This window comes from Streptomyces sp. NPDC050617, assembly GCF_040654795.1.
Classification (GTDB): Bacteria; Actinomycetota; Actinomycetes; order Streptomycetales; family Streptomycetaceae; genus Streptomyces.
On the sequence record NZ_JBFAIS010000005.1, the window covers coordinates 224,640 to 240,557 of the forward strand.

Consider the following 15,918-nt stretch of genomic DNA (forward strand, 5'->3'; position numbering starts at 1 on the left):
AGGGGCGGCGGCCCCCGCCGCCCCGCGCCCCCGCGCCCGGCGTGTCCCGGCGCGGCCGTTGCGTGTCCCCGCGCACCCGTGTACGTCTGTACGGAAAACGAACATGCCTGTGAGCGTGTGGTGTTCCCTGTTCACCACACGCCCCAGGTGCTCGGTCCCCCCAGCACCCCCCTGACCCAGGTGATCCAGCGCCGTGGGCCCCGTACCGCAGTGGCCACCCCCGTCAGCCACTGTGCGCGGACTCCGGCGGCCGGATCACCTGGCTCACGACACTAGGGCGGCGCGGGAGCGACGACGAGGTTCACCTTGCACTGCGGGGCGGGCCAGAGGTTTCAGAAACCACATTCACCAACATCGGGAGGTCGGGTGCAGACGCGGGAGAGTACGGACACCGGCGGCGCCATCGGGGCGCGGTGGAGAATCGAGCGGGCCGAGGACGTGCTGCGGATGCAGAGCCTCGCCCGCTCCGGCGGGACCCGGGCGCTGCTGCGCTGGCTCGCCGCCCGGGCCGGCGGCTGGGCGGGGCTGCTCGACGCCTCCGGCACCGTGCTGTGCGCCGCCATGCACCACCGCCCCGCGATACGGGCGGCAGACGGGCACGGCGCGTCCGGGGGACAGGCGACCGCGCTGGCGTCCGGGGCGGCGCGCACGCTCACCGACCGGGGGCTGCGCTCCGTGACCCTCGACGGGGGCGCCGAGACGGCGGTCCTCTTAGCACTCGGCGGGCCCCGGCACCAGCAGGGTCTCGCCCTCGGCGTCGTGGTGGCCGGCCCGCTGCCCGACCGGCTGTCCGCGCTGCTCGCCGACGTCACCCTGCCGCTGGCCCTGTGCTGGGAGGCGGAGAGCGCCGAGCGCAAGCGGCGCCGCGTGGACCTCGCGGAGTCCCGCAGCCGCGAGGCGGTGCTGCACCTGCTGATGATCGGGCAGCTCGCCACCGCCCACCAGATCGCGGGCGCCCTGCGGCCGCGCCTGCCCGACCTGATGCGGGTGTACGTGGCCGAGTGCCCGCCGGGGCGCCGCGACGACGTGGTGCGGATGTGCGCGGACGCCTCCGAGGGGCGCGCCTGGGTGGTGCGGTGCCCCGTCTACTCCGGCCATGTGATCGCCCTGACGCCCCCGCCGTCCGGCCCCGCCGGGCCGCTCGACCGGGCCCTGACCTCCATGGCGGGCGACTGCGCCGTCGGCGTCAGCGACGACGTGCCGCTGCGCGAGACGGCCGTCGGCTACGCGCAGGCGTTCCACGCCCTGGCCATCGCCCGCGCCCACACCGACCGGTACGCGAGCTTCGGGGCCGCGCCCGAACTGGCCCTCGTGGCGGGCGGCGTGGCCGCGCCCTGGGCCCGCGCCCTGCTGGAGCCGCTCATCTCGCACGCCCCCAAGCGGCCCCAGGACCCCGGCGGCCAGGAGCTGATCGCGACGGCCTCGTCCTGGCTCGCGTTCTTCTCCCGCGCCACCGCCCACCTCAAGATCCACCGCAACACCCTCGCCGCCCGGCTGCGGCTGATCGGCCAGCTGCTCGGCATGGACCTCGACCGGCTCGCCGACCAGTCCGCGCTCGCCCTCGCCCTGCGCGTGCACGCCGCTCCCGTACCGCCGCCCGACCACCGGCCCGGCGACCCGGACACCGAGCCCGCCCACACCCTCGACGACCTGCTGTCCCGGCCCGCCGTCCAGCGGTGGGCCCGCATCCAGCTCCGCCCGCTCGCCGCCGGGGGCTGCCAGGCCGACCCGTCGGCGACGCTGCGCACCTGGCTGGAGCAGGACGCCCAGCTCAGCCGTACCGCCGCCGAGCTGGGCATCTCGATCCCCGGCGCGCGCAAGCGGCTGACCCGCCTGGAAGCGCAGCTGGAACGCTCCCTGCTGCACGCCCCGAGCGCGCGCCACGACCTGTGGCTGGCCTACCGTGCCGTGGGCCTGACGGCCGCCCAGCCCTGAGGCGGCCCGCTGCTACGGGGCCGGGGCGGGGTCTACGGGGCCGGGGCGGGTACGGGTGCGGCCGGCGCTTCGGCGAGGAGCCGCTCGTACGTGTGATGGCGGCGGGTCGCGGTGCGCCGGTGCAGGAGGTCCGCCGCCCGTACGTGCTCCCCGGCGTCGGCCAGCGCGCGGGCCAGGGTGTCCTGGACGATCTCCCGCTCCACCCGCACCCCGCCGATCCGCTCCACCCCTTCGCCGAGCGCGGTGAGCAGGTCCACGGCCGCCGCGGGGCGGCCGGCGGTCAGGTGCGCGAGGGCCTCGGCGACCGGCGCGAGGGCCTCGCGGTACTCGGCGCGCGGGTCCCCGGCCGCCCGCCGGGCCAGCGCGCGCAGGTCGTCCGTGGCGGCCTCCACGGCCAGGGCGAGGGCCAGGTTGAAGGTGTGGAAGACCTCCGCCATGCCGCCGGGCGCGGCCAGCAGGCCCCGTACGCGCGCGAGGTCGGTGCGGCCCGCGGGCTCCTGCCCGACGAGCAGCAGCCGCCAGTTGGTCGCGGCCCGCATCCCGACGTCCGAGTCGGCCAGCACCGCGTCCGCGCGCCGCCGCGCGTCGGGAAAGTCGCCGCAGGCGATCGACTGGAGGGCCGCGTGCCAGTTGAGGTGGCGGAACTGCAAGGCCCGGGGGTCGTCCGCCAGCCAGCGGTCGAGGGCGGCGGAGGCGGCGGGACCGGCGCCCAGCTCGTGCTCGGCGTGCGCGCGGGCGTGCACCGCGACACCGGCCCGGGGGTTCAGGATCAGGGCCCGCCCGGCGAGCTCATGGGCCTCCTCCACCCGGCCCGCCTCCACCCGCGCCCAGGCCAGCCACCCCGCCCAGGCCCAGCTGTCCGGCCCGGCCCGTACGTACTGCTCCTCGATCAGGGCGTCGCCGCGCTCGCGGTAGGCGGGGTCCCCGCAGGCGTGGAACGCGTCCAGCATCAGCCCGGCCACCTCGTCCGCGGGCCACTGGGCGAAGTGCGCCACCAGATGGTCGGCCGCGAGGCGGTACTGCCGCAGGACGCTGAGGAACACGCCGTAGACCAGGCTGGCCTCCCGCGCCCCGGCCGCCTGCGCGTCCTCGTACGCGATGACCAGCTCATCCTTCAGCGCCGCCTCGCCGAGTCGGTCCCCGGTGGCCAGCATCAGCAGCGCCCGCGCCACACCGTAGCGCGGCTGCCCGGCCGTCCACTCCCGCAGCAGGGGCATCGCCCGCCCGCTGAGCGCCAGCACTTCCCGTACGGCCTCGTCGCCCACCGGCCCACCTGTCCGTACGGGCGCGGGCGAGGAGCCCGTCACTCCGCGGGGCGGATCAGCGCGTAGCAGACGAAGCCGCTGTTCCCGCAGTGGTTGCGCGACAGGTGCAGCGGCAGGACGAGGCGGTTGCCGCTCGCCGCGCCGCTGTCGGCGGCCGTGCCGCCCGCCGCTGCCGCGCGGCCCACGTTGAGGCAGCTGTTGCCGTACGCCGGGTTCCCGATGCCGATGATGTTGGCCTCGGCCGTACCGGCGGGGAGCAGCGTCGCCCCCGCCGCCGCGCCGACCACCGCGCCCACTGCCCCGGCCCGTCTGCCCGCAGCCCGCATGTCCACGATCGGTGTCCCTCCGTCGCGGGGCACCGATCCAGGTGCTCCCTGTCCAGACCGCGCCACGGAATCCCCGGGGCGCACTCCGCCCAACGACGGGAATCCCAGCCGGTCACCCTCCGGAGTTATTGACTACAATCCGTAATGACTCTCTGAATTCTTCAGACCGGGAACCGCTTGCCCACCCAGCGCCAGACGACCTCCAGGACCGCCGAGGCGACGGCCGCGATGCCGACGGCGGCCCACGGCATCGTCGTGCCGACGAGCTTGAGCGCGAAGAACGTCTGGAGCCACGGCGTGACGAGCACGATCAGGAACCCCGCCGCCATCGCCAGGACCAGCCCGACGCGCCACCAGGTGTACGGGCGGGCAATGATCGCCAGGACCCACATGGAGACGATGAACAGCGTCAGCGTCGCGACGCTCGTCTCGGCGTCGAGGGAGCCGGGCCCCGTGTAGTAGTGCCGGGCCAGCAGATAGGCGACGAAGGTGGCGGCGCCCGCGATGACGCCGGCGGGGATCGAATAGCGCATCACCCGGCGGACGAAGTGCGGCTTCGCGCGCTCCTTGTTGGGGGCCAGCGCCAGGAAGAAGGCGGGCACGCCGATGGTCAGCGTCGACAGCAGCGTCAGATGGCGGGGGAGGAAGGGGTAGGGGACCTGGGAGCAGACGACGAGGATCGCCAGCAGCACGGAGTAGACGGTCTTCGTCAGGAACAGGGTCGCGACGCGGGTGATGTTGCCGATGACGCGGCGGCCCTCCGCCACCACCGACGGCAGCGTCGAGAAGCTGTTGTTCAGCAGCACGATCTGCGCGACGGCCCGCGTCGCCTCGGAGCCGGAGCCCATCGAGACGCCGATGTCGGCGTCCTTGAGCGCCAGCACGTCGTTGACGCCGTCGCCCGTCATCGCCACGGTGTGGCCGCGCGACTGGAGGGCGGCCACCATGTCCCGCTTCTGCTGCGGGCTGACGCGGCCGAACACCGCGCCGTCCTCCAGCACCGCCGCCATCTCGTCCCGCTCGGCGGGCAGCCGCCGGGCGTCGACGGGGTTCTCCGCGCCGGACATGCCGAGCTTCCCGGCGACCGCCCCCACCGAGACCGCGTTGTCGCCGGAGATGACCTTCGCCGCGACGTTCTGCTCGGCGAAGTAGCCCAGGGTGTCGGCGGCGTCCGGCCGCAGCCGCTGCTCCAGGATGACGAGCGCGGCGGGCCGTACGCCCTGGGCCACGCGCGGGTCGTCCAGCCCCCGTTCCGTACGGGCCAGCAGCAGCACCCGCAGCCCCTGCGCGTTCAGATCGTCGATCTCGGCGAGGGACGCGTCGCCGTCCGGCAGCAGGACGTCCGGCGCGCCCAGCAGCCAGGTGCTCTCCTCGCCGTCCGGGCCGCCGAGGGCCGCGCCGCTGTACTTGCGGGCGGAGGAAAACGGCAGCGCCTCGGTGGAGTGCCAGCCGTCGGCGGCCGGATACGCGTCGATGATCGCCTGGAGGGAGGCGTTGGGGCGCGGGTCGGACTGGCCGATGGCGCCGAGCACCTGGTGGACGTACGACTCCTCGGCGCCGTTCAGGGGCCGCAGCTCCGTGACGTCCATGCCGCCCTCGGTGAGGGTGCCCGTCTTGTCGAGGCAGACGACGTCGACGCGGGCCAGCCCCTCGATCGCGGGCAGCTCCTGCACCAGGCACTGCTTGCGCCCGAGCCGGATCACGCCGATCGCGAAGGCCACGGACGTCAGCAGCACCAGGCCCTCGGGGACCATCGGCACGATGCCGCCGATCACCCGGCGGACGGCCTCGCGCCAGTCGTGGTTCTGCACGACGAGCTGGCTGACGATCAGGCCGATCGCGGTCGGCACCATCATCCAGGTCACGTACTTGAGGATCTGGCTGATGCCGGTGCGCAGCTCGGAGTGGACGAGCGTGAAGCGGGACGCCTCCTCGGCGAGCTGCGCCGCGTACGCCTCGCGGCCCACCTTGGTCGCGGTGAACGCGCCGCCGCCCGCCACCACGAAGGACCCCGACATCACCTTGTCGCCGGGCTTCTTCAGCACCGGGTCGGCCTCACCGGTCAGCAGCGACTCGTCGATCTCCAGCCCGTCGGCCTCCAGGATCTCGCCGTCGACGACGCACTTGTCGCCGGGGCCGAGCTCGATGGTGTCGCCGAGGACGATCTCCCCGGTGGGGATCGCGGCCGCCGTACCGTTCCTTCGCACGGTGGGCTTGGACTCGCCGATGACGGCGAGGCTGTCGAGGGTCTTCTTGGCGCGCAGCTCCTGGATGATGCCGATCGCCGTGTTGGCGACGATCACGAAGCCGAAGAGGCCGTCCTGGATGGGGCCGACGACCAGGATGATCAGGAAGAGGACGCCGATGATGGCGTTGAAGCGCGTGAAGACGTTGGCGCGGACGATCTCCGTCGTGGACCGCGAGGACCGCACCGGCACATCGTTGACTTCGCCGCGTGAGACGCGCTCGGCGACCTGTGCGGTGGTCAGCCCGGGGTGCCCCGACGGCGGTACGGGCTCTTCGACTGCGGTCTGCGCCGGATCGGTCATGCCAACGACGGTACGGGGCCCACGCCGGGTTCACCCCTTGGATATACGCGTTCGGCGGCGTGGCAGAGGTCTCATCAACCGTTCACGGACGGGAAGCGTCCCGCCATTCCAGCCCGTCCGGCGTTTGAGGACACGAAGACACGAGCCCGGTCCAACCCAGCCCGTCCGGCGATTGAGGACCGGGGTCCGGGGCAGAGCCCCGAGTCTCAGGCCTCAGGCCGCGGCTCAGTGGCCCCGGCCGCGTGACGACGGATGGCCGCGTCCCGCTTCCGTACGTACCAGATCCCCAGCAACCCCAGCGCCGCCGCGGCCAGACACGTCCACACCCACCACAGGTGCCCGTTGTCGTGGAACCACCCGTAGAACGGCAGCTGGGCCAGGAAGAGGATGAACCACGCGATGGTGCCGCCGGTGATGGTGGCGACGACATTGCCCTCATAGGGCTCCGGCGCCTCGTGCCGTGGAGTCCACTTCGTCATGGGCTCCAGCCTAGACGGTGGTGTCGGGGCGGCCCGCCGCGGCCGGGACGCGAGCGGAAGCGGTGGTTCATAGGGGTCTACGCGCGGAGATAGCAATTGATGGCTTGTTTATTCATACTGAAACCGCTCGTATCTGACTGGTTTCTTTCGTCTGATCGTCCAAAGAGGGTCTGTTCGGCTCCAGAGTGTGCAGAGTTATCGGCGCTATCGGTCCGGTCCCCGCAGTCCCGCTCGCCTTTCCGCGCCTCTTCGGAGGCCCGTACGACTGAGGTCCCGCATGTCCCCCTCGGCCACTGCTCCGGTCGACGCGAAGCCGCCGCTCCCGACGCCGCCCAAGAACTGGTTCGACGCCTTCTTCAAGATCTCCCAGCGCGGCTCGACCGTCTCCCGTGAGCTCCGCGGCGGGCTGGCCACCTTCTTCGCGATGGCCTACATCATCGTCCTGAACCCGATCATCCTGGGCAGCGGCGAGGACAAGTTCCACCACCAGCTCGACAACGCCCAGCTGGTCACCGCCACCGCCCTGATGGCGGGGCTGACCACGATCCTGATGGGCGCGATCGGCAATGTGCCGATCGCCTGCGCCGCGGGCCTGGGCATCAACGCCGTCGTCTCGCTCCAGCTCGCGCCCAAGATGAGCTGGCCGGAAGCGATGGGCATGGTGGTGCTGGCCGGCCTGGTGCTGATGGTGCTGGTCGCCTCGGGGCTGCGGCAGCGGGTGATGGACGCGATCCCCGGCGGGCTGCGCCGGGCCATCGCGATCGGCATCGGGCTGTTCATCTCGCTGGTCGGCCTGGTCGACGCCGGGTTCGTCTCGCGCAACCCGGACGACGCGCACACCACCGTCCCGCTCGGCCTGGGCACCGGCGGCCAGCTCCAGGGCTGGCCGGTGCTGGTGTTCGTGATCGGCCTGGGGCTGATGTTCGTGCTGACGGTGCGCAAGGTGCGCGGCGCGATCCTGATCGGCATCGTCGCGATGGCCGTCGTCGCGATCATCATCAACTCGATCGCCACCATCCCGGACGCGAGCTGGGGCCTGTCGGTGCCGACCGTCCCGGACAACGTCGTGGGCGCGCCCGACTTCTCGCTCATCGGCGACATCAGCCTCTTCGGCGGCTTCCACGAGGTCGGCATCCTCACCGGCTGCCTCTTCGTCTTCACCGTGCTGCTGTCCGGCTTCTTCGACGCGATGGGCACGATCATCGGCGTCGGCGAGGAGGCCGGGCTGACGGACGAGCGGGGGCAGCTGCCGGGCATGGGCCGGATCCTGATGGTGGACGGCGTCGCGGTCGCGGCCGGCGGGCTCGGCTCGGCGTCCGCCAACACCTGCTTCGTGGAGTCCACGGCGGGCGTCGGCGAGGGCGCCCGTACGGGCCTGGCGAACTTCGTGACCGGCGGGCTGTTCCTGCTGGCGCTCGTCTTCACGCCGCTGGCGACCGTGGTGCCCTCGCAGGCCGCGACGCCCGCGCTGCTCGTCGTCGGTTTCCTGATCATGTCGGCCAACGTCCGGGAGATCGACTGGAGCGACTTCACGATCGCGATCCCGGCGTTCCTGACGATCATCTCGATGCCGTTCACCTACAGCATCACCAACGGCATCGGGATCGGCGTGCTCGCCTTCATCCTGCTGCGGATCGCCGACCGCCGGGCCCGCGAGATCCCGTGGCTGCTGAGCGTGGTCGGGGTGTGTTTCCTCGTCTACTTCCTGCTCAACCCGATCGAGCAGCTGCTGGGCGTGAAGTAGCGCGGCGGCGGATGGTCAGGGCGGCGGGGCGGAGTAGAACGCCTCCGTCGCGTCGACGGAGCGCTGGAACCGCTCGTCGAAGTCGTCCCGAATGAGCGTCCGGACCACGTAGTCCTGGACGCTCATTCCTCTTTTCTCGGCGTGCTGCCGGACCCGGTCCAGCAGGTCGCCGTCCATCCGCAGGCTGAGCACCCTTGATCCCATGCGTGCCAGGGTCCAGGGGGCGGCCGGTCCGGCGGGCCGTTTTCCCGAGTGCGCTCACCCGTACGGGTGACGCCGCCGTGACGGGCGCGGACCACCGCCTCCTCCGGTTTCCTTAGACGGAGTAATGAGTTATGCTAACGACCATGCCGGAACTGTCCAGCCCTCTGCCCGTGGCGGAGGAGACCTCAGCCTCCCCGGACGACGCCGAAGCCGTGAGCGCCCTGCGCTCCGGCGTCATGCGCCTGTCCCGCCGACTCAAGCACCAGCGAGTCGACGAATCGCTGAGCCCCACCGAGATGTCCGTGCTCGGCACGCTCGCCCGCTGCGGCTCGGCCACACCGGGCGAGCTGGCCCGCAAGGAGCACGTACAGCCGCCGTCGATGACGCGCATCGTGGCGCTCCTGGAGGCCAAGGGGCTGGTCAGACTGGAGCCGCACCCGGAGGACCGCCGACAGAAGGTGGTCACCCAGACCGAGCAGGCCGAGGCCATGCTCGGAGAGAGCCGGCGCAAGCGCAACGCCTGGCTCGCCGAGCTGGTCAAGGAGCTGGACGAGGACGAGTGGGCGACGCTGCGCGCCGCCGCGCCCGTGCTGGAGAAGCTCGCGCACCTGTAAGACGACCATGCGCCTAGGAGGCGACCCCATTTTGAGTACGGGACCCGGAGCAGACTCCGCACCCGCACCGAACACCGACGACATACCCGCCGAGCCCAAGCCACGGGGCGGGACCTTCAGCTCCCTGAAGGTGCGTAACTACCGGCTCTTCGCCACCGGACAGGTGGTGTCCAACACGGGCACCTGGATGCAGCGCGTCGCCCAGGACTGGCTCGTACTCAGCCTGACCGGCTCCTCCACGGCCGTCGGCATCACCACGGCGCTGCAGTTCCTGCCCATGCTGCTCTTCGGGCTGTACGGCGGCGTCCTCGCCGACCGCTACCCGAAGCGCAAGCTCCTCTTCATCACCCAGTCCGCGATGGGCCTCACCGGCCTCGCCCTGGCCGCCCTGACGCTCACCGGCCAGGTCCAGGTCTGGCATGTGTACGTGACCGCGTTCGTCCTCGGTCTCGTCACCGTCATCGACAACCCCGCGCGCCAGGCGTTCGTGGTCGAGATGGTCGGCCAGGACGATCTGCGCAACGCGGTCAGCCTCAACTCCGCCAACTTCCAGTCCGCCCGGCTGATCGGCCCCGCCGTCGCGGGCGCGCTGATCACCGCCGTCGGCAGCGGCTGGGCGTTCCTGCTCAACGGCGTCTCGTTCGTGGCGCCGCTCGCCGGCCTGCTGATGATGCGCACGAGCGAGCTGCACAAGGTCGAGCAGGTGCCGCGCGGCAAGGGCCAGTTGAAGGAGGGCCTGCGGTATGTCGCCGGGCGGCCTGAGCTGATCTGGCCGATCGTCCTCGTCGGCTTCGTGGGGACCTTCGGCTTCAACTTCCCGGTCTGGCTCAGCGCGTTCGCCAACGACGTCTACCACTCCGACGCCGGCACGTACGCCCTGTTCAACATCCTCATGGCGGCCGGCTCGCTGGCCGGCGCGCTGCTCGCGGCCCGGCGCGGCACCTCGCGGCTGCGGCTGCTGGTCGGCGCGGCGGTGGTCTTCAGCCTGCTGGAGATGACGGCGGCGCTGTCGCCCTCCTTCGGGGTCTTCGCCGTACTGCTGGTGATCATCGGGATGGTCGGCCTCACGGTCAACGTGACCGCCAACTCCAGCGTGCAGCTGGCCACCGACCCCGCGATGCGCGGGCGCGTCATGAGCCTGTTCATGATGGTCTTCATGGGCGGCACCCCGGTGGGCGCACCGCTGGTCGGCTGGATCACCGACCAGTACGGGGCCCGGATCGGCTTCTTCACCGGCGGCCTGATCTCCCTGCTCGCGGCGGTCGGCGTCGGCCTCGCGCTCGCCCGGGTGGGCGGCCTGCGGCTGCGGATAGACCTGCGGCGCGGGCACCGGCACGTGGCGTTCGTACCGCGCGAGCGGTCGGCGCGGCAGGAGGAGCTGGCGGCGGTCGCCTGACGTCCTCCCCCCCCACCTGCCGATGGCCGGGGTCCCTCTCCACGAGGGGCCCCGGCCATCGGCGTCACGGGCTCCGGCGCGCCCGCCGCGTCATACGCGCCGCGCGAGCAGCTGCCCCGGCCAGCCCTCGACGGCGAAGGTCTCCGTCGGCGTGAAGCCGTTGCGGCGGTAGTAGTCGACGAGGCGCCCCTCGCCGCCCGCGTAGCAGTCGACGCGCAGCAGGCCGACCGACTGCCGGCGGGTCTCCTCCACCGCGTGCGCGAGCAGCGCGCTGCCCACACCGCGGCCCCGGAAGCGGCTGTCGATGACGAGGAGGCGGACGAAGACCTCGGGCTCGTCGGCCGGGTCGATGTAGGGGGACGGCCGCGGAGCGAGCGTCATCGCGCCGGCCGCCTCGCCGTCGACCTCGGCGATCCACGTGGGGCCGGACCCCACGGTGTCCTCGATCTTCTCCGTGGCCGCGGGCCGGGACGAGTACGGCTCCGTGCCCCACTGGCCCTCGCGCCCCTCGGTGACCAGCCATTCCACGGCGCTGTCCATCATCCCGAGTATCGCGGGGATGTCGCCCGCCCCGCCCTTCCTGATCTCCATCTGCGTCACACTAAGCCGCATGAGGCTGTTTGTCGCCGTGATTCCTCCCGACGAGATCGTCGCGGAACTGGCCGGTGAGGTCCGCAGGCTGAAGGCCCTGCCGGGGGCCGACCGGCTGCACTGGACCGAGGCCGCGGGCTGGCACTTCACGCTGGCCTTTCTCGGCGAGACCGATGAGACGGTCCTGCCGGAGCTGCGGGAGCGGCTCGGCCGGGCGGCGGCGCGGCACCGGCCGCCGGAGCTGCGGCTCTCGCGCGGCGGGCGGTTCGGGGACCGGGCGCTGTGGGCGGGGGCCGCGGGCGAGACGGCGGCGCTGGGGCGGCTGGCCGAGTCGGTGGCGGCCGGCTGCCGGCGGGCCGCGGCCCTTCCGGCCGACGCCCGCGCCTTCCGCGCCCACCTGACCCTCGCCCGCAACCGCGCGGACGCCGATCTGGGCCCGTACGTCAGGGAGCTGGCCTGCTTCGAGGGCGCGCCGTGGACGGCGCGCGAACTCACGCTCGTACGCAGCCACCTCCCCGCCTCCGGCATCAAGGGGGAGCGCCCGCGGTACGAGGCGCTGGCGGTGTGGCGGCTGGGGCGCTGAGACGGGGGCGGGCCGGGGCGGGGGCTGGACGTTCACAGGGCTGGGGCGGCGGGCCCGCCGGGTCCGGTTGCCCTGGGCTCCGGTTAACCTCTGGGGTGTGGACCCCAAGACCCGCAACCGGATCATGACCGGTGTGCTCGCCGTGCTGCTCGTCGTCGTTGTCGTGATGGCGGCGGTCAAGTGACGCGCTGACCAGGCGGTACGGGCGGGCCCGGGGTGCGGGCCCGCCCCGCCGGTCACCAGGCGAACGCCTCCGGGGACGGGCCGGGGCCCGGGAAGATCTCGTCCAACGCGGACAGCAGCTCCGGCGACAGCTCCAGATCCACGGCGCGCAGCGCGGACGCGAGCTGGTCCGTGGTGCGCGGGCCGACGATCGGACCGGTCACGCCGGGCCGGGTCAGCAGCCAGGCCAGCGCCGTCTCGCCGGGCTCCAGACCATGCTTGGCCAGCAGGTCCTCGTACGCCTGGATCTGCTCGCGCACGGCCTTGTCCTGGAGGGCGTCGGACGCCCGCCCGGAGGACGTGCGGCCGGCGCCGCCCTCGCGCTCCTTGCGGATCGCGCCGCCGAGCAGCCCGCCGTGCAGCGGGGACCAGGGGATGACGCCGAGCCCGTACGCCTGCGAGGCCGGGATGACCTCCATCTCGGCGCGGCGCTCGGCGAGGTTGTACAGGCACTGCTCGCTGACCAGCCCGTACGAGCCCCGGCGGCGGGCCGTCTCGTTGGCCTGCGCGATGTGCCAGCCCGCGTGGTTGCTGGACCCCGCGTAGAGGATCTTGCCCTGCTGCACGAGGACGTCGATGGCCTGCCAGATCTCGTCCCACGGGGTGTCCCGGTCGACGTGGTGGAACTGGTAGAGGTCGATGTAGTCCGTGCCGAGCCGCTTGAGGCTGGCCTCGACCGAGCGGCGGATATTGACGGCGGAGAGCTTGTCGTGGTTGGGGTAGGCGGGGCCGTCGTCGAGCGACATGTTCGCGTAGACCTTGGTGGCGAGGACGGTCTTGTCGCGCCGGTCGCCGCCCTTCGCGAACCAGCTGCCGACGATCTCCTCCGTACGGCCCTTGTTGGCGCCCCAGCCGTAGGCGTTGGCCGTGTCGAAGAAGTTGACGCCCGCGCCGAGAGCGGCGTCCATGATGGTGTGGCTCTCGGCCTCGTCCGTCTGGGGGCCGAAGTTCATCGTCCCGAGAACGAGGCGGCTGACTTTGAGTCCGGTGCGTCCGAGCTGCGTGTACTCCATGGGGCCCTAGCCAACGCCTTCGAGCACACTCGAATCAAGACAGCGGGGCCGCGACGGACGCGGCGTCCTCGCCGTTCCGCCGCCCGCGAGGTCAAGGCACGGCCGGGCACTCCTGACTGCCCTGCCGCCCACCGCCGGCCTCGTCGCCGCGCACTGCGGAGCGCGAGCCTCCGAAACACCCGCCGCTCGGTGAACTTCCGGCCCGGTGCGCGCATCCAACTCCGTGAACAGCACACGGAACAGGCGGCTTTCGGCCGCGGCGCCGCCCCGGTACCTGGGAGCGCCGCGCGCGGGAAGCCCCGAAGACAACCGATGGAGGAACTCATGACGTCATGGCGCACTCGTGTCGCTCTCGGCCTCGCCGTCGGCGCCGCGGTGATCACCGTTCCGCTGACCGCCTCGTCCGCTTTCGCGGCCGGCCCCCCGCCCGGTGACGGCTGGCAGCCGGTCGGCGGCGAGTCGTACGACTCCTGGCAGGCCTGCTACGACCAGATGCAGCAGGACCTGCCGCTGAGCCCCCAGTACCACGAGGCCACCTGCGTCAGCGACCCCCAGCCGAACCTCCCCAACTTCTACTCGGAGTGGATGCGCTGAGCCTGCCCCGTAGGGGCGGACGACCGACGGGGCTTCCGTGCCGACCGGTTGAGGCGATGAGCCGGACGCCTCGACGACGGCACGGGAGCCTTGCCGCATCCGCCGCATCCGCCGCATCCGCCGCATCCGCCGGTCCTCGGCGCAGGCGCGCTGTGGGAACGGCGTTCGGCGGACTGCGCCGAAGGCGACCGGCGAGGACGGCGTTCGGCAGACTGCGCCGAAGGCGCCCGGCGGGGTGTACGCGCCGTGCTTCCCGCGAGGGTCCTGCGGGGCACCGCTCTCTGCCCGAGCCGCTGCCCGGCAGGCCCTGGTGCCGCCGGGCCGTGAGTGAATGGATGGGATGAGGTATGACCTCACCCATACACATGGAGGCGAACCATATGCGGTCGCAGTCGGAACAGACCGACGCGGGTACCCGGAGCGCGGCACGGCGCCCCCGCGACCAGAGCGCGTCCGCCCTCCCCCCGCTGACCGCGGCCGAGGTCACCTCGATCCAGCGACTGGCGGCTTCGGGCCCCGCCATGCCCGTCGCCCGCGCCACCGAGCAGGAACAGCACGTCCACGGCGCCGGCTGCGGACACGGCACGGCCGAGGGCGGCGAGGCCGCCGCGCCGGGCGACCTCCTGAAATCGGCCATGTCCTCCCCGAGCCGGCCTCTGGGCGGGTCGCTGCGCGCGGAGGCGGATTCCTTCTACCAGAACGACTTCTCCCCTGCCCGTATCCACGACAACGAGGTCGCGCAGCGCGCGACCGAGGCCATGGGCGCACAGGCCATGACGGTGGGGTCCCACGTATTCCTGGGGCGCGGGGCCGCCGGGAACAAGGAGGTCATGGGCCATGAACTCGGGCACGTGGACAAGAACTTGCGCGGAATCCAGGAGACGGGGAACGACAACGGCTCCGGTGTGAGCGTGACCGATCCCCAGCAGGGTTCCGAGCGGACGGCGGAGGCGGACGGCGCCGCGTTCGCCGCGGGCGCGGAAACGGCGCCGTCGGTGCAGCGTTCGGTGGACGAGAGCGCGGTGACGCGGATGCGCTCATTGCAGGGGGCGGCGGGGAACAGGGCCGTGGCGCGGATGCTGGGCTAGTGCGGTAAGAAAAGATCACCCGCTCCGCGGGTCGGTACCCGTATCCGTACTCGCCCCCGGCCCGGAGTGTGAGTTGCGGCGGCTGTCGAGCTCGCGGCGGTAGCGGGCGGAGCCGTTCGGGTCCGGGACCGGGCCGGAGCCCGGATCGGCTCGCGGGTCGGTTCCCGGGTCGAGGCTCGGGTCGGATCTCGGGTCGAAGCCCGGGGAGCGGCTGGGCGCGGGGGTCGTGGGGACGCTCGGCCGGGCGTCTTCACTCGGCGACGGCGACGGCGACGGCGGGGGAGTGGGCGAGGCGGCCGGTCCGTACGCGGGCGGGGCCTGGTGGGGTCGCAGCGGGCTGCCGGGCAGCAGCAGGTACAGGGACACGGACGCCGCGACCGCGCCGACGGCGGCGAGTACGGTCCGCCGCACCCGGCGCGTACCCCAGGCGCGGCCGACCGGCGGGGGCGCGGGCGCCAGGTCGTGCGGGGTGACCAGGGCGGCGCGGGCTTCGAGGGCCGCGCGCAGCCGCGCTTCGGTCTCGGCGTGCTCGGCGTGGCGGTCGGCCGCCGCGCCGGGGTGGCGTGGGCTCAACGGTCCGCCTCCAGCAGTCTCTTCTCCAACGCGTCCAGCGCGCGGCTCGCGGTGGACTTCACGGTGCCGCGGGAGAGCCCGAGGGTCTCCGCGATCTGCGCCTCGGACAGCTCGGACCAGTAGCGCAGCACGAGCACCTCACGCTGACGCTCCGTCAGCTTGGTCAGGGCGTCGAGTACTTCGCCGTGCTCCTCGGCGAGCAGCAGCCGCTCGTCGACCGGCGGCCCGTACCCCTCGTGCGGCGGCGTGTACGCCCGCGCCGTACGCCGGCGGCGCAGCACCGAACGGGCGGCGTTGACCACCGCCGTGTGCAGATACGCCGACGCGTCCTGAAGATCGTCCAGCGACGACCCGTGCCGACGGCACACCGCCGTGAACGCGTCCTGCACCACATCCTCCGCCGTATGCCGGTCGTCCACCAGGAAGACCGCCAGCCGCACCATCTCCAGCCGCCGCGCGTGGTACAGGTCGGCCAGAGTGGGCCGGTGCGGCGACCCCGGCGGGTCCTCGCCGGGGCGCACCGCGCGCAGATGACGACGCCCGTAGAGGGGCGTGTCGGCGGCGGGCTGGGGGGCGGCGGGCCGCGCCCCGGCTACGCGCGTACGGCGCAGCAGCAGCCGCAACCACCGCAGGAGCCCGCCGCCGCACGGGGCATGACCCGCCGGCGCCGCCGCCCCCGGCAGGAGCAGCGGCGCCGGCGATACGGATATGGGGTGCATAGACCTCGTTCACCTCGGTCGAA

16 protein-coding genes are annotated in these 15,918 nt (G+C 72.8%); 7 read left to right on the top strand and 9 right to left on the bottom strand.

The window, feature by feature from the left end; all coding sequences use genetic code 11:
- Window positions 1–447 precede the first annotated feature (447 nt).
- Window positions 448–1,935 (top strand): helix-turn-helix domain-containing protein, encoded by a 1,488-nt coding sequence (locus tag AB0I49_RS09615; RefSeq protein WP_363226407.1) that lies wholly within the window; start codon window positions 448–450, stop codon window positions 1,933–1,935.
- Window positions 1,936–1,967: 32 nt separating this feature from the next.
- Here AB0I49_RS09615 and AB0I49_RS09620 read toward each other — a convergent pair whose 3' ends face one another.
- The 4 genes from AB0I49_RS09620 to AB0I49_RS09635 all read right to left on the bottom strand — a co-directional run bounded on the left by AB0I49_RS09620 (window position 1,968) and on the right by AB0I49_RS09635 (window position 6,554).
- The gene (locus AB0I49_RS09620; protein ID WP_363226275.1) at window positions 1,968–3,200 is read right to left on the bottom strand and encodes a hypothetical protein; all 1,233 of its coding nucleotides are present in this window, start codon (window positions 3,198–3,200) and stop codon (window positions 1,968–1,970) included.
- 38 nt (window positions 3,201–3,238) lie between these two features.
- On the bottom strand, window positions 3,239–3,526 hold the full coding sequence (locus AB0I49_RS09625) for a chaplin family protein (protein WP_363226408.1): 288 nt from the start codon (window positions 3,524–3,526) through the stop codon (window positions 3,239–3,241).
- 161 nt (window positions 3,527–3,687) lie between these two features.
- Window positions 3,688–6,075, bottom strand: a complete 2,388-nt coding sequence (locus tag AB0I49_RS09630; RefSeq protein ID WP_363226276.1) for a cation-translocating P-type ATPase — start codon at window positions 6,073–6,075, stop codon at window positions 3,688–3,690.
- A 206-nt stretch (window positions 6,076–6,281) separates the two neighbouring features.
- Entirely contained in the window at window positions 6,282–6,554 is a 273-nt protein-coding gene (locus AB0I49_RS09635) for a DUF2530 domain-containing protein (protein ID WP_363226277.1), read from the bottom strand.
- Window positions 6,555–6,831: 277 nt separating this feature from the next.
- On the opposite strand from AB0I49_RS09635, the gene AB0I49_RS09640 reads away from it, so the two are divergent.
- Complete coding sequence (locus AB0I49_RS09640; protein WP_363226278.1) at window positions 6,832–8,298, top strand: NCS2 family permease; 1,467 nt, start codon at window positions 6,832–6,834, stop codon at window positions 8,296–8,298.
- 15 nt (window positions 8,299–8,313) lie between these two features.
- Here AB0I49_RS09640 and AB0I49_RS09645 read toward each other — a convergent pair whose 3' ends face one another.
- Entirely contained in the window at window positions 8,314–8,502 is a 189-nt protein-coding gene (locus AB0I49_RS09645) for a ribbon-helix-helix protein, CopG family (protein ID WP_078644053.1), read from the bottom strand.
- A gap of 143 nt (window positions 8,503–8,645) precedes the next feature.
- Here AB0I49_RS09645 and AB0I49_RS09650 point away from each other — a divergent pair, with 143 nt between their 5' ends.
- Together AB0I49_RS09650 and AB0I49_RS09655 are read left to right on the top strand one after the other, a co-directional pair.
- Window positions 8,646–9,116, top strand: coding sequence for a MarR family transcriptional regulator (locus AB0I49_RS09650; RefSeq protein WP_363226279.1), 471 nt, complete (start codon window positions 8,646–8,648; stop codon window positions 9,114–9,116).
- A 31-nt stretch (window positions 9,117–9,147) separates the two neighbouring features.
- Complete coding sequence (locus AB0I49_RS09655) at window positions 9,148–10,512, top strand: MFS transporter (protein WP_363226280.1); 1,365 nt, start codon at window positions 9,148–9,150, stop codon at window positions 10,510–10,512.
- A gap of 90 nt (window positions 10,513–10,602) precedes the next feature.
- Here AB0I49_RS09655 and AB0I49_RS09660 read toward each other — a convergent pair whose 3' ends face one another.
- Window positions 10,603–11,103: a GNAT family N-acetyltransferase gene (locus AB0I49_RS09660; RefSeq protein WP_363226281.1), complete on the bottom strand. Its 501-nt coding sequence runs from the start codon at window positions 11,101–11,103 to the stop codon at window positions 10,603–10,605.
- A gap of 19 nt (window positions 11,104–11,122) precedes the next feature.
- Between AB0I49_RS09660 and thpR the strand changes: the two genes are divergently transcribed.
- On the top strand, window positions 11,123–11,686 hold the full coding sequence (gene thpR, locus AB0I49_RS09665) for an RNA 2',3'-cyclic phosphodiesterase (protein WP_363226283.1): 564 nt from the start codon (window positions 11,123–11,125) through the stop codon (window positions 11,684–11,686).
- A gap of 236 nt (window positions 11,687–11,922) precedes the next feature.
- On the opposite strand, the gene AB0I49_RS09670 is transcribed toward thpR, so the two are convergent.
- Window positions 11,923–12,921, bottom strand: a complete 999-nt coding sequence (locus AB0I49_RS09670; RefSeq protein WP_363226284.1) for an aldo/keto reductase — start codon at window positions 12,919–12,921, stop codon at window positions 11,923–11,925.
- Window positions 12,922–13,245: 324 nt separating this feature from the next.
- Here AB0I49_RS09670 and AB0I49_RS09675 point away from each other — a divergent pair, with 324 nt between their 5' ends.
- Both AB0I49_RS09675 and AB0I49_RS09680 read left to right on the top strand, forming a co-directional pair.
- Window positions 13,246–13,515, top strand: coding sequence for a hypothetical protein (locus tag AB0I49_RS09675; protein ID WP_363226285.1), 270 nt, complete (start codon window positions 13,246–13,248; stop codon window positions 13,513–13,515).
- A 347-nt stretch (window positions 13,516–13,862) separates the two neighbouring features.
- Window positions 13,863–14,603: a DUF4157 domain-containing protein gene (locus AB0I49_RS09680; RefSeq protein ID WP_363226286.1), complete on the top strand. Its 741-nt coding sequence runs from the start codon at window positions 13,863–13,865 to the stop codon at window positions 14,601–14,603.
- Between the two features lie 15 nt (window positions 14,604–14,618).
- On the opposite strand, the gene AB0I49_RS09685 is transcribed toward AB0I49_RS09680, so the two are convergent.
- Window positions 14,619–15,176: a hypothetical protein gene (locus AB0I49_RS09685; protein WP_363226287.1), complete on the bottom strand. Its 558-nt coding sequence runs from the start codon at window positions 15,174–15,176 to the stop codon at window positions 14,619–14,621.
- A complete protein-coding gene (locus tag AB0I49_RS09690) occupies window positions 15,173–15,895 on the bottom strand; it encodes a SigE family RNA polymerase sigma factor (RefSeq protein WP_363226288.1) in 723 nt (240 codons plus the stop codon). The genes AB0I49_RS09685 and AB0I49_RS09690 overlap by 4 nt, the downstream gene beginning before the upstream one ends.
- Window positions 15,896–15,918 lie beyond the last annotated feature (23 nt).